This is a genomic window from Lentzea guizhouensis (genome assembly GCF_001701025.1).
Classification (GTDB): Bacteria; Actinomycetota; Actinomycetes; order Mycobacteriales; family Pseudonocardiaceae; genus Lentzea; species Lentzea guizhouensis.
In genome coordinates, this window is sequence record NZ_CP016793.1 from 3,995,354 (window position 1) to 4,016,001 (window position 20,648).

The window sequence follows — 20,648 nt, forward strand, 5'->3', positions numbered from 1 at the left end:
GAAACGTTCAGCCCGGCAGGGTCACCCGGATGCAGGACCCCGGATCCACCACCGCGATGGTCCCGCCGTGCAGGTCCACCACCCACCGGGCGATGGCGAGCCCGAGCCCGGTCCCGCCACCCCCTGCCCGCTCCCCGCGGGTGAACCGCTCGAAGATCCGAGACCGGTCGGCCACGGCGATCCCCGGCCCCTCGTCCCGCACCTCCAGCACCACCGACCCACCCGACGCGAAGCCCGACACGGTCACCAACCCCCCGGTGGGACCGTGCCGGGCCGCGTTGTCCACCAGGTTCACCAGCACCTGGTGCAGCCGCTCCCCATCAGCCAGAACAGTCAGCCCGTCCGCCACCGACACCTCGAAAGAAGCCGTGGGCGCGGAAACAGCCGCCTCCGCCACCACGTCCGCCACCAAAGACGCCACCGACAGCGGCTCCCGGTTGAGCGACAACACCCCGGCGTCGATCTTGGACAGGTCCAGCAGCTCCGAGACGAGCCGGCCCAGCCGTTCCGTCTGCGCCAGCGCCGTCCTCATCGTCGCCGCATCGGGCTGCGCCACCCCGTCGACCACGTTCTCCAGCACCGCCTGCAAAGCGGAGATCGGCGTCCGCAGCTCGTGCGACACGTTCGCGATCAGCTCGCGGCGTTGCTGGTCCGCGGCGGCCAGGTCGGACGCCATCACCGAGAACGCCTCCGCCAGCTGCCCCACCTCGTCCACCGAGGTCGCGCGCACCCGCAGCGAGTAGTCGCCGGAGGCCATCGACCGCGCCGCCGAGGTCATCTCCCGCAGCGGCGAGGTCATGCCGTGCGCCAGCAGCTGGGACGTGATCAGCCCCAGCACCAGCGCCATCAACGTCGTCCGCGGCGGCAGCCAGCCCGTGGCGTACCTGAAGTACGCGAACGACACGCACCCGGACACCACGATCACGATCCCGAGCTTCAGCTTGATGGACCGCACCGAGTCCAGCGGACGCGGCAACAGGTCCAGCAGAGCCAAAACCCGTCTCACGGAGAAACCTCCTTCTGGGGAACCTCCAACGCGTACCCGACCCCGTGCACGGTGCGGATGAGGTCGGCCCCGAGCTTGCGGCGCAACGCCTTCACGTGGCTGTCCACCGTCCGCGACGACGCGCCGTCGTGCCACCCGCACGCCTCGGACAGCAGCCGGTCCCGCCCCTGCACGGCCGACGGGCGTTCGGCGAGGAACACCAGCAGGTCGTACTCGGTCGGCGTCAGGTGCGCCTCGACGCCGCCCCGGTGCACGCGCCGCGCGGCGAGGTCGATCGACAGGTCCCCCAGCTCCAGCGACCGCGAGACCGCCGCCCGCGAGACCCGCCGCAGCAGCACGTGCACCCGAGCAGCCAGCTCGCGCATCGAGAACGGCTTGGTCAGGTAGTCGTCGGCTCCCACGGCGAGCCCGACCAGCAGGTCCGTCTCGTCGCCGCGAGCGGTCAGCATCAGCACCGGCACCGGGCGCGCCGCCTGGATCCGGCGGCACACCTCCAGCCCGTCGAACCCCGGCAGCATCACGTCCAGGACCACCAGGTCCGGGACGAACGACGCCGCCGTGGCCACACCGGACGGCCCGTCCAAGGCGACCGACACCTCGAAGCCCTCCGCCCGCAGCCGCGCGGCCACGGACTCGGCGATCGTGATGTCGTCCTCGACCACGAGCACCCGGCGCTGACCTGTCATGCCGGCGACTGTATGGCCATCTCGTGGAGGACGCCGGGACAACTTGTGAAGATCGTGTGCAGAGCGCTGTAGGTTCACGTCATGAACGTCCTCGAAGCGGTCCTGGAGAGGATCACCTACGCCAACGAGGACAACGGCTACACCGTCGCCAAGGTCGACACGGGCCGCGGTGACCTGGTCACGGTCGTGGGCGCGCTGCTCGGCGCCCAGCCCGGCGAGTCGATCAGGATGCGCGGCCACTGGGGTTCACACCCGCAGTACGGCAAGCAGTTCCACGTCGACGACTACACGACCGTCCTGCCCGCGACGATCCAGGGCATCCGCCGCTACCTCGGCTCCGGTCTGATCAAGGGCATCGGCCCGGTGCTCGCGGACAAGATCGTCACCCACTTCGGCGTCGACGCGCTCGACGTCATCGAGCACACCCCGGAACGCCTCGTCGAGGTGCCCAAGCTCGGTCCCAAGCGCACCAAGCTCATCGCGGACGCCTGGGAAGAGCAGAAGGCCATCAAGGAGGTCATGGTCTTCCTGCAGGGCGTCGGCGTGTCCACCAGCCTCGCCGTCCGCATCTACAAGCAGTACACCGACAAGGCGATCGACGTGGTCAGGGAGGAGCCCTACCGGCTGGCGAGCGACGTCTGGGGCATCGGCTTCAAGACCGCCGACGTGATCGCGAAAGCCGTCGGCATCCCGCACGACAGCCCGCAGCGGGTCAAGGCCGGGCTGCAGTTCACGTTGTCCGAGGCCACCACCGACGGCAACTGCTACCTGCCGGAACAGGCGCTCATCGCGGAGGCCATCAAGATCCTCCAGGTCGACACCGGGCTGGTCATCGACTGCCTCGCCGAGCTCGTCGACGAGGAGGGCGTGGTCCGCGAGGAGCTGCCCGACGACGAGATCGCGATCTACCTGGTCCCGTTCCACCGCGCCGAGATCTCGATGGCGGCCCAGCTCAAACGCCTGCTGCACCACGAGACCGACCGGATGCCGAGCTTCCGGACCGTCGACTGGGACAAGGCGCTCGCCTGGCTCGGCACCGAGCTGGAACAGCACCAGCGGGAAGCCGTGCAGCTCGCCCTCACCCAGAAGGTCGCCGTCCTCACCGGCGGCCCCGGCTGCGGCAAGAGCTTCACCGTGCGCTCGATCGTCCGCCTCGCCCTGGCCAAGCGCGCCAAGATCGTCCTCGCCGCCCCGACCGGCCGCGCCGCCAAGCGCCTCACCGAGCTGACCGGCCACGAGGCCCGCACGGTGCACCGGCTGCTGGATCTCAAGCCGGGCGGTGACGCCGCCTACGACCGCGACCACCCGCTCGACGCGGACCTGGTCGTGGTGGACGAGGCGTCGATGCTGGACCTGTTGCTGGCCAACAAGCTCGTGAAGGCCGTGCCACCCGGTGCGCACCTGCTGCTCGTGGGCGACGTCGACCAGCTGCCGTCCGTCGGCGCCGGCGAGGTGCTCAGGGACGTGCTGGCGCCGGGCAGCCCGATCCCGCACGTCCGGCTCACCCACATCTTCCGGCAGGCCCAGGAGTCCGGTGTCGTCACCAACGCGCACCGCATCAACAGCGGCGACTACCCGATCATCCAGGGACTCCCGGACTTCTTCCTCTTCAGCGCCGACGAGGCCGAGGACGCGGCCACGCTCACCGTCGACGTCGTCGCGAACCGCATCCCGCGCAAGTTCCGCCTCGACCCGCGCAAGGACATCCAGGTCCTCGCGCCGATGCACCGCGGCCCGGCCGGTGCCGGGTCGCTGAACACCGTGCTGCAGGAGGCGTTGACGCCGTCGCGGGAGAACCTGCCGGAGAAGCGCTTCGGCGGCAGGGTGTTCAAGGTGGGGGACAAGGTCACCCAGATCCGCAACAACTACGACAAGGGCAAGAATGGCGTTTTCAACGGCACCTTGGGCGTCGTCACGGCGTTGGACCCCGTCGAGCAGAAGCTCACCATCCGCACTGACGAGGACGAGGACGTCGACTACGAGTTCTCCGAGCTGGACGAGCTCAGCCACGCCTACGCCATGACCATCCACCGGTCGCAGGGCAGCGAGTACCCGTGCGTGGTCATCCCGATCACGACCAGCGCGTGGATGATGTTGCAGCGCAACCTGCTCTACACCGCCGTCACGCGCGCGAAGAAGCTCGTCGTGCTGGTGGGGTCGAAACGCGCGATCGGCCAGGCGGTGCGCACGGTCGGGGCGGGCCGCCGCCACACGGCGTTGGCCCACCGCCTCCGCAGTACCGCTACACCGACGTCAGATAGTCGGTGATCATCCGCGACCACGGCATCGCGGACTCCAGCGCGATCGCGTGACCGCACCGGATGTCGGCGTACTTCGAGCCGGGGATCAGGTCCGAGACCTCCTTGCCCAGGTGCGGCGACAGCAGCTGGTCACCGGACGCGCCGATCACCAGCGTCGGCTGGGTGATCCGCGGCAGCAGCTCGGACAGGTCGATCTTCAGGATCAGGTCGACGTGGCTGGGCGACCCGGTCGGCACGCTCGCGCCGATCAGCTCGGCGAAGCCCTCCGCCTGCGCCGGCGTGAGCCTGGCCAGGTACTCCTTGCTGCACATCACCGACAGGATGAACCGCGACAGCACCTCGCGGGAGGAGTCGAGCTTCGCCTTCCACTCGTCGATCTTGGCCTTCGTCGCGGCGTCGATCTTGGTGAACGGCGTGCTCAGCACCATCGCGCGCACCCGCTCCGGGTGCCGGACCGCGATCGTGGCCGCGACCGCGCAGCCCATCGAGTAGCCGGCGACGAAGAACGACTCGTGCCCGGCCTCGACCGCCACCGCGACGAGGTCGTCGGCGAGCTGGTCCAGGTCGAGCGGTCCGGCCGCCTTCGGCGAACGGCCGGAGCCCGGCAGGTCCGGCGCGATGACGGTGAAGTACTGGGTCAGCGTCCCCAGGACCGGGCCGTAGTTGGCCTGGACGCTGCCGCCCGCGCCGTGCACGAGCAGCAGGGCAGGGCCGGTGCCCTTGACGACGGTGGACAGGCCGGACATGGGGAACCCCCGGATTGGTCAGTCCATGCTGCGGACGATGGTCGGCTCCAACCCCTCGTCGTCGTCCGCGAGAGAACCGCGCCAGGGGAAGTACAGGTGGTCCGCGTGGTAGGAGATCTCGGCGACGTTGCCGTCGAGGTGGAGATGATCCATGGCTGACCGCTCACTTCCGTGACGTGTGTGTGAACCTCGCTGAAGTCGAGTCGGTTTCGGCTTGCCAGCACAATAACCGCTGCGATGCTGGGAGAAATCCTATTGATTTTCGTCACAGCGCGCCAACGGCAGTTTTGCGGGTCCCACGAACCGGACGGTAGTCATCCGGTCGGTCGAACGGACTGGCGCGCCTCACCCGGACGGCCGATCATCGGTGGTCATGCGGACCGTTCTCGCCCTGCTCGCCGGCCTGGCCCTCCTGCTGCACCCCGCGGCGGCGCCGGCGGACGGTCCACAAGCGACCTATGTGCTGCGGGTACCGGCCCCGATCGGGGACTCCGCCCAGCGGCTGCTGGGACTCGGCTACGACGTGGTCGAACAACGCGACGGCACCGACCTCTTCGTCATCGGGGACGCGCATACCGCCGACAGGCTCCGCGCCGATGGCTTCCAGTCCACTGTCGAGACGAGGACGCCGCCGTCGCCGTGGGCGCCGCGCTCGGTCGGCGACGCGACCTACTACGGCGGCTACCACACGGTCACCGCCCACCTCGCCCACCTCGACGAGGTGGCGGCGAAGCACCCTGACCTCGCGACCGTCGTCGACTACGGCGACTCCTGGCGCAAGACCCAGGGCGACGGCGGCCACGACCTGAAAGCCATCTGCATCACCAGGAAGTCGCCCGGTGACTGCGCGCTGACGCCCACCGCCCCGAAGCCGCGCCTGTTCGTCATGGGCCAGCTGCACGCCCGTGAGATCACGACCGGCGACATGGCGTGGCGGTTCATCGACGACCTCGTCGCCTCCGACCTGACCGCGATGCTCGACACCGTCGAGGTCTGGGTCGTCCCGATCGCCAACCCCGACGGCGTGGACATCGTCGAGTCCGGCGGCGACACCCCGGTGCTGCACCGCAAGAACGCCCAGGGCACCTGCTCGGCCGGCCCGCGCGGCGTCGACCTCAACCGCAACGCCGGCTCGCACTGGGGTGAGGCCGGCAGCTCCTCGAACAAGTGCAGCGAGGTCTACCGCGGCCCGCGCGCCGACTCAGAGGTCGAAACCCAGGCGCTGCAGGCGTTGTGGCGCAACCTCTACCGCGACACCCGCGCCCCCGGCGACACCGCCTCGGCCACCCCCGACACCACCGGCGTCGTGATCTCCATGCACAGCTACGGCAACTACGTGCTGTTCCCGTGGGGCTGGAGCACGCAGAAGACCGGAAACGACGCGGCGCTGCGCAAGATCGCGAACGACATGGCCGCCCAGTCCGGCTATCGCGCGGGCCAGCCGGGCGAGCTGCTCTACAACGCGGCCGGCGCGACCGACGACTGGGTGTACGACGACCTGGGCGTGCCGAGTTTCGTCTGGGAGATCGGTGCCTCGTCGGGCAGCTGCGGAGGGTTCCTGCCGCTGTATTCGTGCCAGCGCGACGTGCATTGGCCGAAAGTGCGTTCCATGCTGATTTCGGCCATGAAAGCGACACATAAGCCCTATTAGCGCGTCCTCTGGGCATGGGGACACGTTTACTCGCCACCACCGCCGCTCTCAGCCTGTTGTTCACCGGCACCGCGGTCGCCGACGAGCAGCAGGTCGACCGCAGGATCGTCCAGGAGGGGCTCGACCAGATCACGGCCACCGCCGCGCAGGGTGTCCAGCTGCGCGTGACCGCCGGCCGCGAGCGGTTCACCGCGCGGTCGGGGACGGCGGAGCTCGACCGGACCCGCCCGGTGCCGGTGAACGGCCGGTTCCGCGCCGGCAGCATCACCAAGACGTTCACCTCCACCGTCGTGCTCCAGCTCGCCGGTGAGGGCGAGGTCGAGCTGGACGCACCGGTCGAGCGCTACCTGCCCGGCCTGGTCGACAGCCGCATCACCGTCCGCCAGCTGCTGCAGATGACCAGCGGCCTGTTCAACCACACCGACGCCCTCGGCTTCAGCCCGCAGGAGTTCGAGCCGATCCGCTACCGGCAGTGGAGCCCGCAGGAGCTCGTCGCGATCTCCACCAGCCGCCCGCTGCAGGCCGAACCGGGCACTAAGTACGAGTACAACAACACCAACTACGTGCTGCTCGCCCTGCTCGTGGAGGCGGTCACCGGCCGCTCCTGGGAACGTTCCGTCGAGCAGCGGATCCTCAGGCCGTTGCGCCTCGACGACACCACGCTGCCGCGCGGCAACACCGGGATCCACGGCCCGCACGCCCACTCGTACGGCCTGGTGGACGGCCGCACGGTGGACACCACGCGCTGGAACCCGTCGGTGTTCTGGGGTGCCGGCGACATCATCTCCACGACAGCGGACCTCGACACGTTCTTCGCCGCCCTGCTGGGCGGTGACCTGCTCAAGCCCGCCCAGCAGGCCGAGCTGACCAGGACCACGGCCGTGAGCCCCGGCTACGGCCTCGGCCTGTTCGTCGACACGTTGCCCTGCGGCGCCACGATCCTCGGCCACCCCGGCAGCGTGCCCGGCTTCGCGAGCTACGCCTACACCTCGGCCGACCTCCAGCGCCGCGCCGAGTTCTCCGCCACCGCCTCCACCGGCACCGGCGACCCGACGCCGGGCTACTTCCAGGTGCTCACCGAGATCTTCTGCTGATCAGGGTCACCCCTAGGGACCCACGTACGACTCAAGACGGATGCGCCGCCCCTCAAGTCTCGCCAAGGTGGGACGCAGGGGGCAGGAACGCCCACAGGATTCCTGACGGAGGACTTCAGCTGATGAGAACCCGACTCGTGGCGGCACTCACCGCGGCCGGACTGGTGGCCACCACCGGCACCGCGCTCGCCGCCGACACCAGCGCGGACCGCAAGGTGGTCCAGGAGGCGATCGACCAGATGACCGCGGGTGGGGGAGCGCTCGGCGTGCAGGTCAGGGTGACCGACGGCCGCCAGCGCATCACCGCGCGGTCCGGCAAGGCCGAGCTCGACCGCACCCGCCCGGTGCCGGAGAACGGCCGGTTCCGCGTCGGCAGCATCACCAAGACGTTCGTGTCGACGGTGCTGCTGCAGCTCGCCGGTGAGGGCAAGGTCGAGCTGGACGCACCGGTCGTGCGCTACCTGCCCGGCCTGGTCGACAGCCGCATCACGGTGCGCCAGGTCCTGCAGCACACCAGCGGCCTGCACAACTACACCGACTCACTCCCGCTCAGCCCCGAGGAGTTCGAGAAGATCCGCTTCAAGCACTGGACGCCCCAGGAGCTGCTCAAGATCTCCACCGACAAGCCGCTCGACTTCGACCCCGGCACGCGGTGGAACTACTCCAACACCAACTACGTCGTCGCCGGCCTGCTGGTGGAGAAGCTGACCGGCAAGCCCTACGAGAAGGCCGTCGAACAGCGCATCCTCAAGCCGTTGCGCCTCAGCGACACCGAGGTCCCCGGCGACGACGTCGAGATCCGCGGCCCGCACGCCCACGGGTACTGGACCGCGGCGGGCAAGCCGTCCGACATCACCCGCATCAACCCCTCGGTCGCCTGGGCGGCCGGCGAGATGATCTCCACGACCCGCGACCTGGACACGTTCGTCGTCGCGCTGGCGAGCGGCAAGCTGCTCAAGCCCGCGCAGCAGCAGGAGATCAGCAAGACCACCGAGGTCAGCCCCGAGTACGGCCTGGGCCTGCAGGTGCAGACCCTGCCGTGCGGCACCAAGGTGTGGGGCCACGGCGGCGGCATCCCCGGCTACTCGTCCGAGCTGCTGACGACGCCGGACACGAAGAAGCGCCTGGAGATGTCGGCGACCAGCGCGCCGACCGCGGGCGACCCCGGTGACGCGTACCGCAAGCTGCTCACCGAGGTGTTCTGCTGATCTTCGAGCAGACGGGCTGATTTCGGGCAAACGAAAGGGGAGCTGGGCTGACCAGCTCCCCTCCCGGCGTTTATGAAGCGCTACCCCGGCAGTTCTAGCCCAGGGCGTTCTTCATCGCGGTGATCAACTCTCCGTTCGCGGTGTCACCCGTGAGCTCCCAGAAGAACGCTCCACCCAGACCCTGGCTGCGGGCCCACTGGATCTTGCTGGTGATCGTCTGCGGGGTGTCGTAGCTCCACCACTGGCCGTTGCAGAACGCGTAGGCCGTGCCGGCGATGGTGCCGGTGGCGGGGCACTTCGTCTTCAGGACCTTGTAGTCCTCGATGCCCGGCTCGTGCGTGCCCGGCGCGGGGCCCGTCGCCGTGCCGCCGGGCGTCGCCTGCGTCACACCCGTCCAGCCGCGGCCGTAGAAGCCGATGCCGAGCAGGAGCTTGCTTGCCGGAACGCCCTTCGAGCGCAGCTTCGAGATCGCGGCCTCGGAGTTGAAGCCGGCGGTCGGGATGCCGCTGTACGACGTGAGCGGGGAGTGCGGAGCCGTCGGGCCCTGAGCCGCCCACGCACCGAAGTAGTCGTACGTCATGACGTTGTACCAGTCGAGGTACTGCGACGCGCCGCCGTAGTCGGCCGCGTCGATCTTGCCGCCGGCGGAGCCGTCAGCCGTGATCGCAGCGGTCACCAGGTAGTTCTGGCCGAACTTGTTGCGCAGCGCCTGCGCCATGTTCTTGAACGCCGCCGGGCCGCTCGTGTCGCACGACAGGCCACACGCGTTCGGGTACTCCCAGTCGATGTCGATGCCGTCGAACAGACCGGCCCACCGCGGGTCCTTCAGCAGGTTGTAGCAGGAGTCGACGAACGCGGGCAGGTTCCGCGACGCCTCACCGAAGCCGCCGGACCAGGTCCAGCCACCGAACGAGTACAGCACCTTGATGTGCGGGTACTTCTTCTTCAGCTTGAGCAGCTGGTTGAAGTTGCCGCGCACCGGCGCGTCCCACGTGTCAGCGACGCCGTCGACGCTCTCCGCCGCCGTCATCGCCTTCTCGATCGCGGGGAAGGCCTCACCGATGGTGCACTTGCCGCCCACCACGTTGCCGAACGAGTAGTTGATGTGCGTGAGCTTCGACGCCGAACCCGAGGTGTCGATGTTCTTCACCTGGTAGTTGCGCGACGGGTACACACCCCACTCCGCGAAGTAGCCCAGGTTGATCTTCCCGGGAGGCGGCGGCGGACCGGTGGTGGTCGTGGTGGTCGTGGTCGTCGTCGTGGTGGTCGTCGTGCTCGTGGTGGTGCTGGTGGTCGGGTTCGTTCCACCCGCCTCGCACGAGCCGCCGTTGAGCTTGCAGTTGGTCGGCGCGCCGAACGTGCCGGAGTACGAGCCGTTGAAGCCGAAGCTCACCGACCCGCCGACACCGACGCTGCCGTTCCAGGTGTTCTTGACCGTGACGGTCTGGCCGCTCGTCGTGTACGAGCCGTCCCAGAGGGAGGTGACCCGGTGGTTGGCCGGGAGCGTGAACTCCACCGTCCACGACGTCAGGGCCGCCGTGCTGTTGTTCGTGATCGTGTACTTGCCCTCGAAGCCCGTTCCCCAGTCCGAACCCTTGGAGAACGTGGCGGAAACGCCACCGGCACCGCTCGCGGCGGGCACGACGACGATTCCGAGGACCATCGCGGCGACTGCCGCGAAGAGAGCAGCTAGATGCCATCGGAACTTGGACATCGGTCTCCTCAGTCGCAGGGGGTACCGGAACGATGTGGTTTAGACCACTTGAAGGTCAAGGTCTAGACCTGTTCCGTCACTCGAATGGCCTAGAGCTGACGCGGTTCAGAAGGCGTGTTCCCGTTGGGCTCTACGCACCGTCGGTGTTGCGCAAACCTTTGCGCCGCCGGGTGCTCGTCAGCCGATCGCGCGCTCGGCTCCCCATGCGGCGATGTCGTCGCGGCTCTGCAGTCCGAGCTTGTCGCGCAGCCGTTGCAACCGCGAGGCCACGGTGCGCACGGAGACGTTGAGGCGGTTCGCGATCTGCTGGTTCGTCATGCCGGTCGCGAGGAGTGCGACCACACGTCGTTCGTGGTCGTCCAACTCCTCGTGCGCCGCCTCGGTGCGGTCCAGCCACACCTCGTCGTGGATGAGCGCCTCGATCTCGTTTGGTGTCAACGGTGTTGCGGCTGCCTCCGCGCGCGGGACCGGCAGCATCAGCTGTGCGGTGCGCATGGCTCCCGCGACCTTTTCTGCCCAAAATGGATTCGACACCACGCCGACTGAGCGGCGCATCGCTCGTCCGGTCGCTTCGAGCCGTAGCGCGCGCTCCGCCTGACCGCGCATCAACGCTGCCATGGCAAGGCCTTCCAAGGCGTCCGGGGCGCTCAGCGGGTTCATGCCGTCCATGCGCAGCGCCTCCTGGAACGCGTGCGTCGCTTCTTCCAGTTCGCCCTGCATCAACGCGACAGCGCCGCGGGTGCTGAGTGCGCTGGCAATGCGCGCGGGATCACCGGACGTGCGCGAGATCGGCAACGCCTTCATGACCGCTTTCTCGGCGCGTTCGTGCTTGCCCAGCGACAACGCCGTGCGCGCGAGGTCGATCAGACAGGCCGCGCGCGCAAGGGGTTCACCGAGCAGTTCCGCGACCCGCAGGCACTCGGTGTTGTTCTCCGCCGACGCCTCCCACTCACCGCTCGACTGCTGCACGGCCGCCAGTGTGCTGCTGCAGCTCATCATCAGCGCCGGGTGGTCGATGCCGCGCACCAGCCGGGACGCCTCGCCGGACAGCTCGACGGCCTCGGCGTGGTCGCCCTGCTCGGCGGCGAACCTGGCCGCGTGGTTGAGCGCCACGCACCGGTGGTCGTCCCTTGTGGACGGGCGGCGCAGCGCGTCGCGCAGCATGATCCGCGCCTGGCTGAGCCGGCCGCTGCGGGCGGCGCAGTCGGCCAGTGCCGAGGTGAGCAGCAGGAGTCGTTCGTCGGCGCGGTCGGCGGCCCACTCGACCGTGCCGAGCAGGCTGTCGACGTGGTTGTCCAGCTTGTCCTGGACCTCGGCCGGCATCGACAGCGGAGCGCTGACCATCACGTCGGACAGGTCGGTGAACCAGCGCGCCAACGCCTCGAACGCCACGTCCAGCTCCCCGGCCGCCACCAGCTTCTCCCTGGCGTGCAGGCGGACCGTCTCCAGCTGCCGGAAGCGGGTGGTGCCGGGGACCGCGGTCACCAGCGACTTGGCCTGCAGCCGGGACAGCACGTCGAGCACGGGTTCGGCCGACCGTTCCGTCGAGCAGACCTCGGTGGCCGCGGCCAGGTCGAACCCGCCGTCGAACACGCTCAGCCTGCGCAACGCGAACTGCTCGTCGGGCTGCAGCAGCTGGTAGCTCCAGTCGATGGCCTCGCGCAGGGACCGCTGGCGGGCAGGCGACTTGCGGCAGCCCAGGGTGAGCAGCTCCAGCGGTTCGTCCATGCGGTCGCAGATGTCCGCGACGGGCAGCAGCTGCACCCAGCGCGCGGCCAGCTCGATCGCCAGCGGCATGCCCTCGAGCCGCGCGCACAGCAGGGCGACGGCGGCGGTGTTCTCCGGCGTGAGGCGGAAGTCCGGTTTGCGTTCGCGGGCGCGTTCGACGAACAGCTTCACAGCCTCCGACCGCGGCGCCGCGGTGTTCACAAGGTCTCGGTCTGTTGACGGGATGCACAGCCCATCGAGGTGAAAACTGACTTCACCGCTGATCCACAGCGCCTCCCGGCTCGTCGCCAGCACGCGGACGCCGGGGCAGCGGTTGAGCAGCAGGTCGGCGAGCTCGGCGCAGGTGTCGAGGAGGTGTTCGCAGTTGTCGAGGACCACGACGACCTTCATGTTCACGAGCGTCTCCAGGACGGTGTCCCGCAACGGCTCGTCCGACTGCTCGACGCCGAGGGCGTGCGCGACGGCCGGCATGACGTCCGCGCCGTCGGTGACCTGTCCGAGCTCGACGAGCAGCACCCGGTCCGTCCGGCCGCGCCGCAACCGGCCGGCGGCCTCCAGCGCGAGCCGCGTCTTGCCCGCACCCGCACTGCCCACGAGCGTGACGAGACGATGCCTGCGCATCAGCTGGTCGAGCTTCGAGAGCTCCTGCTGACGCCCGACGAACGCGTCGCGCGCCGCGGGCAGGTTCGCGAGCACCCGCAGGTTCTTCCTGGTCGCGGGCGTCGGGGCGGTCGCGACCACCCGCCTGCGGTACGCCCGTTGGCGGCAGGCGTTGGAGCAGTAGGACCTGCGCTGGTCAGAGGTGGCGGGAGGCAGCGTGCCGGCGCACAGGGCGCAACGTCCGGTGCTGGTCATGGGTGTGTCTCCTCCAGCCGTAACGGCAGGCCCGACGCGTCTCGGACCGGTGTCGCCGCAGGTCGCGGGTGATGTCCTGCAGCGTGCAACCCGTTACGCCTCGTTCCGCGCGTGACGGTTCGCCCTGTGCTCGTTATGCCTGCCTTCCCCAGATCCTCGTTCGGGAACAAACTGGTGACTGGTCCGGTATGACAGGGAGTGCGAATGACGGTGACGACGAGCACGTCGACCTCGTGGGCGAACGGGGGCCTGCAGCTGGTGAACAAACCGCGCACGATCACCGTCGGCATCGCCGACGACGAGGTCCTGGTCCGCACCGGCGTCCGCGGCGTGCTGGAACGCGCCGGCGGCATCGCCGTGATCGGGGAGGCCGGTGACGGCACCGCCGCGGTGGAGCTCGCCCGCCGCCAGCGCCCGCAGGTCCTGCTGATGGACGCCGCGATGCCCGGCATGGAGGGCCTCACGGCCGTCCGCATGGTCCGCAGGCATGTACCCGGTACACAGGTGATCATGCTGTGCACCCCCCACACGGAGGAAATGCTGTTTCCCGCGTTACGGGCGGGAGCCGCGGGTTTCCTGTTCAAGAACGGCGAGCCCGACGCGTTGGTGAACGCCGTCCGCGTGGTGGCGGCCGGCGAGGCGGTCCTCTCCCCGTCGGCCACCCGCGCTTTGGTCGACCACTTCACCGGCGCCGACTCGGAACGCCGCGACGCCGCGCGCAACCGCATCAGCCTGCTCACCCGGCGGGAGCAGGAGGTGCTCGTGTACCTCGCGCAGGGCATGGCGAACGCTCGCATCGCCCGGCTCATGTACCTGTCGGAAGGGGCGATCAAGGCCCACGTCAGCCGACTGCTGACCAAACTGCGCTGCGACAACCGCGTCCAAGCCGCCCTCATCGCACGCGACGCCGCCCTTCCCTGCTGATCGATCATCCTGCAACGGCGCACCAGCCAGCCTATCCACGCCTGTTCGCAACGCGAAGCAGGTCACCCGGTTGGCCCCGTTCGGAAGGATGTCCCTTTCCCGCCAGCATTCGACGCCGCCGGGGCGCACCATTAAAGGCATGCACCACTACACGTCGGCGCGCCCCGCGGCGGTTCACACTTCACACCCCGCACCCGACGACTTCGTTGCGCGCGCAACACTTCTGCTCGCCGACGGCTTCGTCGACCGCTCCGGCGTCCGCGCACTGGCGTCCCACCTGGGCTGCACCACAAGCCATTTGCGCCAACAACTTGTGACTTCTTTTGGCGCCGACGCCTCCACTCTCTCCCGCGCCTTCGCCCGTGGCCGCTCACTCCCGCCGGTGGACTCACTCCCGTACGTGGTCCCCCTCCGCCTTTCTTTCACACCCCCGCTGTTCCCCGACAACCTCTTCGGCCACCTGATCGCCACCGCCGTCCCCGGCGTCGAGGAATGGCGCGACAACACCTACCGCCGCACCCTCCGCCTCCCACACGGCCCCGCCATCGCCGCCCTCACCCCACACCCCGACCACGTCGCCGCCGTCTTCGCCCTCACCGACCCCCGCGACCTCGCCCCGGCCGTTGCCCAGTGCCGCTTCCTCCTGGACCTCGACGCCGACCCCGTCGCCGTCGACACGGTGCTCTCGTCAGACCCGCTGCTCAAACCGTTGGTGCACAAGGCCCCCGGCCGCCGCGTCCCACGCACCGTCAACGGCCCCGAGTTCGCCATCCGCGCCGTCCTCGGCCAACAGGTCTCCACCGCCGCGGCCCGCACCCACGCCGCCCGCCTGGTCCAACGCCACGGCACCCCGGTAGCCGACCTCCACCTCTTCCCACTGTCCTTCGACCCGGCCGAACTCGCCGTCCCCACCTCCCGCCGCACCACCATGGCCGCCCTGCTCACGGCCCTCGAGTCCGGTGTGGACCTCACCCCGACCGCCGACCCGGCCCACGTCCGCGCCGAACTGCACGCCCTCCCCGGCTTCGGCCCGTGGACCGTCGAATCCATCGCGATGCGCGCACTCGGCGACCCCGACGCCTTCCTGCCCACCGACCTGGGCATCAAACTGGCCGCCGCCTCACTCGGCCTGCCCGTGACGCCGGCCGCGCTGACCCGCCGTTCGGAGGGTTGGCGCCCTTGGCGTTCTTATGCCGTGCAGCACCTGTGGGCGACCGGCGACCACGAGGTCAACCGCATCCCGACCTGACCGCTCCCCGCACCCCTCGACTGGCTCGCCACGCCTGACCCGCTTGCCGCGCCTGGGCTCGCTCGCCTTTGCGTGACCCGTTTGCCGCGCCTGGACTAGCTCGCCGCCGCCTGGAGTCGCTTGCCGCGCCTGGACTAGCTCGCCGCCGCCTGGAGTCGCTTGCCGCGCCTGGACTGGCTCGCCTTCGCCTGACCCGCTTGCCGCGCCCGGACTCGCCCGCCGCCTGGAGTCTTTGCCGCGCCGGACTCGTTTTGCCCGGCCTCAACCTGCCCGATGCCTGCCGCACCTCAACCTGCCTGCCGCACCTCAACCTGCCCGGCGCACCTCAACTTGCCCGCCACACCCGCTCAACCCACCGCGCCCGCAACCCTTCGCCGCGCAGCACTCCCCACCCACGCCCGCAACCCCTCTGCCGCGCAGCGCCCCACCCACACCCTCAATCCCGCCCGCGCCCCACCACAACCCCGCACCTGCGCTGCACATTCGCGTACATCGTCGCCGCCGACCCGTCCCCCACGAACCCCGGCAACGGCGGCACTTCCCCCAAACCCCCTTGCAGCGCCCCGAAAACCTCCCGCGCCGACCCCGGCCGCCCCTCCGGCTCCTTGGCCAGCAACCGTTGCACCACCTCGTTGAGCCTGCCCGCGACCGGCCGCGGCGCCTCACGCACGTGCCGCTCGAACACCGCGTACGCCGTCGGCCCGGTGAACAGCTGCTCGCCGGTCAGCATCTCGTGCAGCACGCACCCCAGCGCGTACAGGTCGCTGCGGGGCTCGGCCACCCCGCGCTGGATCTGCTCGGGTGCCATGTACGAAGGGGTGCCGAGGATCTGGCCGGCTCGGCTGAACGGGGCCACGTCGCTCTCGCGCAGCAGGGCGAGGCCGAAGTCGAGGACCTTCACGGCGCCGTCGGGGCAGAGCATGAGGTTGGTGGGCTTGAGGTCGCGGTGGCAGATGCCGCGGTCGTGGGCCTCGGCCAGGACGGCGGCGGTCTGGGCGGCGATGTTGGCCGCCCAGGGTTCCGGGAGTGGGCCGAACTCGTCGACCAGGTCTGCGATGGTGACGCCGTCGACGAACTGCATCACCTGGAACAGGCGTTGGTCGTAGGTGCCGAAGTCGTAGAGGACCGGGACGCCGGGGTGTTCGAGTTTGGCCACGATGCGGGCCTCGCGGGCGAAGCGTTGCTGGACCTCCTCGTCGCTGCCGGGCAGTTGCAGGAGCTTGACCGCCACGCGGCGGTCCAGGCGCAGGTCGCGGCCGCTGTGCACGGTGCCCATGCCGCCGCGGCCCAGCGGCAGGTCGTCGATCTCGTAGCGGTCGGCGATCAGCACCGGCGCAGCCTAACCGGCGACTGTGCAGGGCTGATCTGGTCGGCGCGTGGGATCACGGTGGTGGGTCCGCGCGACTTCCTGATTACCAGGCGGGCGGGGCGGCCGATCAGGACGTCCCGATCGGGTGAAACGAAGTCACCGTGCGTGGTCATGGGCGAGCCGGCTCACGCCGGGCCGATCTGACCGGTCAAGAGGCCATTGTAGCCCAAACGGACCAGCTCGGCGGCGCCTTCCAAGGAGGACTCCAAGGCCCTGAGCTGGGTGAACGCGCGGCCGTACTTGCGTTGTTCGTGGAGCGGGAGTGAGGGGACCTGCGTGCGGCGGACGTCCAAGCGGGTCGAGCCGGTCGGGGTGCGGGCGAGTGCGGCGCGGAGCAGACCGGTGAGGTAGTCGGGGTCGAGGCGGGTCGGGTCGATCTCGTAGACCGCGCCGGTCGGGGAGGTGACGGGGTGGGGGCCGGGGGCCGTGCGGAGGAGGTCGCCGATGGTGGTCATCGGGGGGAGGGCGCGGTCGTGGAGCTCGGGCGGGTCGGGCATCGAGTACTTCAGGCGCGACTCGACGTAGGCGCGGCCGTGCTGGCCGCGGAGGCGGCCGGGGCTGAGGTCGACGTCGTCGTCGAGGAGGTCGAGGACGCGCGTGTTCGGTTCGAGCGACTCGGGGATGTCGATGCCGTCGGGGGAGTCGAGCAGCGTCACGTGTTCCGGGGCGCGGTCGCTGGGGTGCGGGTGGCGCAGCAGCCACAGGTCGCGGCCCGGTTGGACGGTGATCACGGCGGTCACGGCGCCGGCGCGCAGGAGGTTGCCGCGGATGCGTTTGCCGGCTCGGCGGGTGGCAGCGGCCGAGGGCATCAGGATCGCCACCGGGGAGCCGGGTTTGGCCAGGTGCAGGCAGTGCTGGGCCCAGGCGAGCTCGGGTTCGCCGCGCGAGGGCTGGCCGTGGGTCCAGCGCGGGTCGCCGATCAGCTCCTCGTGGCCCCACGCGCGGTCGTGCCACGGCGGGTCGCACAGCACCGCGTCGGCCCGCTCGAAGATTCCGTTGTGGCGCAACGAGTCGCCGTCGACGATGTAGGCGTCGGGCAGGCGGCGGCGGGCGATCGCGGCCAGCACCGGGTCGAGCTCCTGGCCGACCTTGCGGCGGGCGCGGGCCAGCTTCAGCAACGAGCCGGTGCCGCAGGACGGGTCGGTCACCGTGCCGTCGTGCGCCTCGGTCAGCGAGACCATCAGCCGCGCGATCTCCGGCGGCGTCGGGTTCAGCAGCCGGGAGTGGGTCGCGGCGTAGCGCTCGTGCAGGAACTCGAACGTCGCCGCGTCGGCCTCCACGGCGAGCAGTGCGGGGCCGAGCTTCAGGTCGTCGACGGTGCGGAGCTGGGTCCAGAGGCGGTCGGCGGGGGAGACGTTGAACGGCTTGCCGTTGCGCCGCAGCCACGCCTCCACGTCGCGCAGCAGGTACAACGGACTGGAGGCCGTGCCACCGACGGGCGCGGGGAAGTCGTCAAAACGCCGGCGCCAGTTCGACACGGCCGCGCGCCCGACGTCTGCCAGGCGCGCGATGTCACCGGCGTTGACCGTCTCATCCATGTTCACAACCGTATTGCTTGTGAAGTGAGTTCACAAGTGATCTACTGGTGTCATGACACACGAGCTGCGCATCGCCGTGGCCACCGATCCGGGGCTGGTTCGCGAGCACAACGAGGACTCGGTGTACGTTCGCGCGGACCTGCAGGCGGTGGCTGACGGCATGGGTGGCCACGAGCACGGCGAGCTCGCCAGTGCGATCGCGGTGGACGTGCTGGCGAACTGGCAGGGCGACCTCGGCCCGGCCGTGGCGGAGATCGCGCGCAGGCTCGACGACGAGGCCCCGCAGGGCACCGGCACCACGCTGACGGCGATGCGCTGGGAGGGCCTCGCCTTCCAACTCGCTCATGTCGGCGACTCCCGCGCGTACGTGCTGAGGGAGGGCGAGCTGCGCCAGCTCTCCCACGACCACACCATGGTGCAGGCTCTCGTCGACGCCGGCAGGCTGACACCGGAGGAGGCGGCCGGCCACCCGCGCCGCGCGTACGTGCTCAGGGCCCTGCAGTCCGGCAACTCGCACGAGCCGGACCTCTCCTGGCACCAGGCCCACCTCGACGACCGCTACCTGTTGTGCAGCGACGGCCTCACCGACTACACCGACCTGCGGGACGTCCACGAGATCCTGATGTCCACCGAGGACGGCACAGAGGCCGCCTGGCAGCTCATCGCGCTCGCCAACGGCAACGGCGGCCCGGACAACATCACCTGCGTGATCACCGACGTCGTCCGCCAGAACAAGAAGTGGTGGCAGCGCTAGGAAAAGCGCGGAAACGGCTGTGGCCCCCGGAAACCTCCGAGGGCCACAACGACAACGGCAGATCAGATGTTGGCCGGCATACCCGACTCGTCCGCCTGCGCGGTCGACGACGAGCTCAGCAGGTCCTTCACGATCTTGTTCGCCTTCTTCACGGCCGGCGTGATCATCTTGATCTTCACCTTGCCGTTCGAGAGCGTGCCACCGACCTGGAACGTCTCGGTCTCACCCGGCAGCGGCAGCGCCTGGCACCCGGTGAACTGCTTGCGCGGCGTCGCACCGGTCTGGAAGTAGAACGTGATCGGGTCGTCGACGCAGTCCGTGTTGTACGGGAACAGGCCGTGCGAGCCCTCGTTGTCGACGCTGATCAGCTTCGCACCCGGCAGCGCCTTCGTGGTGGACACGCCACCCTCGTACGGCGTCGCCGCGTCGAGCTCGCTCTGCGCCACCAGCACGCGCGGGAACGTCTTCTTGTCCGGCGTGGGCTTCGAGTTCTTGGTCGGCCAGTACGCGCACAGCGGCGTGCTCATGAACGGCGCGATGAACGGCGCGTTCACGGTCAGGTCGGCCTTCCAGTAGTGCCAGTACTGCAGGTTCTGGTTCCACTGGCCGTCCTGGCAGCGGATCGCCTCGAAGGTGGCGTCCCAGGTCTCGACCTCGGCCGCGGCGGTCGTGGACTTGACCGCGACCCGCTCCTTCTTCTCGATGGCCGCGAGCGCGTTGGCCTTGGCCTTCTTGATGAACTCGGCGTTCTCCGGCGACAGGCCCGGACGCGCCAGCATCTTCGCGACGATCGCCTCGACGCGCTCGGCGGTGGTGCCCTCGGTCACCGTGCCGGCCACGGTCGCCACCGCGGAGGCCGCGACCTCGTACTGGGTGGTGTCGTACATCGCCGGGATGATGAACCACGCGGTGAACAGCTGGCCCAGGAAGTCGCGCGTGCCGCCCGCCTGCTCCCACTTCTTGCGGATCTCGAACGGGTCGGTGCCCGCCTCGTAGATCGCGTTGTTGCGCGCGACGTACGGCAGCAGCGCCTCCTGGAACTGCCGGTCACGGCTGCGCGGCTGCAGGTCCCACGTCTCCTCGAGGGTGGTCTGCGACGCGTCGACGGCCGAGTCGAGCAGGAAGCGGTGCACCTTGCCCGGGAACACCGTGGCGTACCAGGTGCCGAGCCACGTGCCGTACGAGTAGCCGATGTACGAGGTCTTCTTCTCACCGAGCAGCACCCGGATGAAGTCCATGTCGTACGCGGTCTGTTCGGTGGTGATGAACTGCGTGAGCGGGTTCTCCAAGCAGCCCGCGACCTTCGCGCGGTTCAGCACGTCCTCGTCGGTCGAGCCCGGGACCGTGTAGCTGCACTTGAGCGGCGTGGACAGGCCGACGCCGCGCGGGTCGAACCCGATGAAGTCGTACTGGCTCGCGAGCACCGGCGCGCGCAGGGCCATCGCGGCGCCCCACGGCAGGCCGGAGCCGCCGGGGCCACCGGGGTTGACGAGCGCGATGCCCTGGCGGGCGGTGCCCTTGTAGGCGGTCTCGGTCTTCGAGACGCGCAGGTCGATCGTGTTGCCGTCCTGCGGGTTGTGCCAGTCGCGCGGCACCTTGACCGTGGCGCACGCGAGCCCCTTGACGGTCTTGAAGCGCGCGACCGTCTCCTCCGCGACGCCGGGGAAGGTGCACTCCTCCCACGTGATCGCCTGCGTGGTCAGCGCACCTGCGAGCGCCGCCGTGTCCGGGTCCGCCTTCGGCGCGGCCTGCGCCCCCGGTGCGAGCGCGATGGCCGAGACGGCGAGCGCCCCGGCCAGCGCGACTCTGAGAGTCTTCGTCACTGTGGATCCCTTCCTGCCCCCGCACGGCCTGGAGAGCCCGTG

The 20,648-nt window shown here is 69.8% G+C and carries 16 protein-coding genes; 7 read left to right on the top strand and 9 right to left on the bottom strand.

The features are described from left to right. Window positions 1–7: 7 nt before the first annotated feature. Both BBK82_RS20025 and BBK82_RS20030 read right to left on the bottom strand, forming a co-directional pair. Entirely contained in the window at window positions 8–1,006 is a 999-nt protein-coding gene (locus BBK82_RS20025) for a HAMP domain-containing sensor histidine kinase (protein ID WP_237048277.1), read from the bottom strand. After that, window positions 1,003–1,692 carry a response regulator transcription factor gene (locus BBK82_RS20030; RefSeq protein ID WP_071812637.1) on the bottom strand — a complete coding sequence of 230 codons (690 nt, stop codon included), beginning with the start codon at window positions 1,690–1,692 and terminating at the stop codon, window positions 1,003–1,005. Before BBK82_RS20030 ends, BBK82_RS20025 begins: the two co-directional genes overlap by 4 nt. Before the next feature lie 81 nt (window positions 1,693–1,773). On the opposite strand from BBK82_RS20030, the gene recD2 reads away from it, so the two are divergent. After that, the gene (recD2, locus tag BBK82_RS20035) at window positions 1,774–3,960 is read left to right on the top strand and encodes an SF1B family DNA helicase RecD2 (protein ID WP_065916364.1); all 2,187 of its coding nucleotides are present in this window, start codon (window positions 1,774–1,776) and stop codon (window positions 3,958–3,960) included. On the opposite strand, the gene BBK82_RS20040 is transcribed toward recD2, so the two are convergent. Continuing rightward, window positions 3,935–4,699 carry an alpha/beta fold hydrolase gene (locus tag BBK82_RS20040; protein ID WP_065916365.1) on the bottom strand — a complete coding sequence of 255 codons (765 nt, stop codon included), beginning with the start codon at window positions 4,697–4,699 and terminating at the stop codon, window positions 3,935–3,937. The two genes, recD2 and BBK82_RS20040, sit on opposite strands and share 26 nt — an antisense overlap. Before the next feature lie 18 nt (window positions 4,700–4,717). After that, window positions 4,718–4,852 (bottom strand): hypothetical protein, encoded by a 135-nt coding sequence (locus BBK82_RS55825; RefSeq protein ID WP_257785474.1) that lies wholly within the window; start codon window positions 4,850–4,852, stop codon window positions 4,718–4,720. 220 nt (window positions 4,853–5,072) lie between these two features. Here BBK82_RS55825 and BBK82_RS20045 point away from each other — a divergent pair, with 220 nt between their 5' ends. The 3 genes from BBK82_RS20045 (at window position 5,073) to BBK82_RS20055 (ending at window position 8,652) form a co-directional block, all read left to right on the top strand. Continuing rightward, complete coding sequence (locus BBK82_RS20045; RefSeq protein ID WP_065916366.1) at window positions 5,073–6,350, top strand: M14 family zinc carboxypeptidase; 1,278 nt, start codon at window positions 5,073–5,075, stop codon at window positions 6,348–6,350. Between the two features lie 14 nt (window positions 6,351–6,364). Then, window positions 6,365–7,444, top strand: coding sequence for a serine hydrolase domain-containing protein (locus BBK82_RS20050; protein ID WP_065916367.1), 1,080 nt, complete (start codon window positions 6,365–6,367; stop codon window positions 7,442–7,444). A 122-nt stretch (window positions 7,445–7,566) separates the two neighbouring features. Next, window positions 7,567–8,652 (top strand): serine hydrolase domain-containing protein, encoded by a 1,086-nt coding sequence (locus tag BBK82_RS20055; RefSeq protein WP_065916368.1) that lies wholly within the window; start codon window positions 7,567–7,569, stop codon window positions 8,650–8,652. Window positions 8,653–8,746: 94 nt separating this feature from the next. On the opposite strand, the gene BBK82_RS20060 is transcribed toward BBK82_RS20055, so the two are convergent. Then, window positions 8,747–10,366, bottom strand: a complete 1,620-nt coding sequence (locus BBK82_RS20060) for a glycosyl hydrolase family 18 protein (protein WP_065916369.1) — start codon at window positions 10,364–10,366, stop codon at window positions 8,747–8,749. Window positions 10,367–10,543: 177 nt separating this feature from the next. After that, window positions 10,544–12,949 (bottom strand): ATP-binding protein, encoded by a 2,406-nt coding sequence (locus tag BBK82_RS20065; protein WP_065916370.1) that lies wholly within the window; start codon window positions 12,947–12,949, stop codon window positions 10,544–10,546. Between the two features lie 204 nt (window positions 12,950–13,153). Here BBK82_RS20065 and BBK82_RS20070 point away from each other — a divergent pair, with 204 nt between their 5' ends. Both BBK82_RS20070 and BBK82_RS20075 read left to right on the top strand, forming a co-directional pair. Beyond that, the gene (locus BBK82_RS20070; RefSeq protein ID WP_083268049.1) at window positions 13,154–13,873 is read left to right on the top strand and encodes a response regulator; all 720 of its coding nucleotides are present in this window, start codon (window positions 13,154–13,156) and stop codon (window positions 13,871–13,873) included. A gap of 139 nt (window positions 13,874–14,012) precedes the next feature. Next, entirely contained in the window at window positions 14,013–15,122 is a 1,110-nt protein-coding gene (locus BBK82_RS20075) for a DNA-3-methyladenine glycosylase 2 (protein ID WP_237048278.1), read from the top strand. A gap of 436 nt (window positions 15,123–15,558) precedes the next feature. Here the strand turns inward: BBK82_RS20075 and BBK82_RS20080 are convergent, their stop codons facing one another. Together BBK82_RS20080 and BBK82_RS20085 are read right to left on the bottom strand one after the other, a co-directional pair. Continuing rightward, window positions 15,559–16,452: a serine/threonine-protein kinase gene (locus BBK82_RS20080; RefSeq protein WP_065916372.1), complete on the bottom strand. Its 894-nt coding sequence runs from the start codon at window positions 16,450–16,452 to the stop codon at window positions 15,559–15,561. Window positions 16,453–16,616: 164 nt separating this feature from the next. After that, window positions 16,617–18,029, bottom strand: a complete 1,413-nt coding sequence (locus BBK82_RS20085; protein ID WP_065921208.1) for an HsdM family class I SAM-dependent methyltransferase — start codon at window positions 18,027–18,029, stop codon at window positions 16,617–16,619. A 52-nt stretch (window positions 18,030–18,081) separates the two neighbouring features. On the opposite strand from BBK82_RS20085, the gene BBK82_RS20090 reads away from it, so the two are divergent. Further along, window positions 18,082–18,783: a PP2C family protein-serine/threonine phosphatase gene (locus BBK82_RS20090; RefSeq protein ID WP_065916373.1), complete on the top strand. Its 702-nt coding sequence runs from the start codon at window positions 18,082–18,084 to the stop codon at window positions 18,781–18,783. A gap of 62 nt (window positions 18,784–18,845) precedes the next feature. Here BBK82_RS20090 and BBK82_RS20095 read toward each other — a convergent pair whose 3' ends face one another. After that, entirely contained in the window at window positions 18,846–20,606 is a 1,761-nt protein-coding gene (locus tag BBK82_RS20095) for an alpha/beta hydrolase (RefSeq protein ID WP_065916374.1), read from the bottom strand. Window positions 20,607–20,648 lie beyond the last annotated feature (42 nt).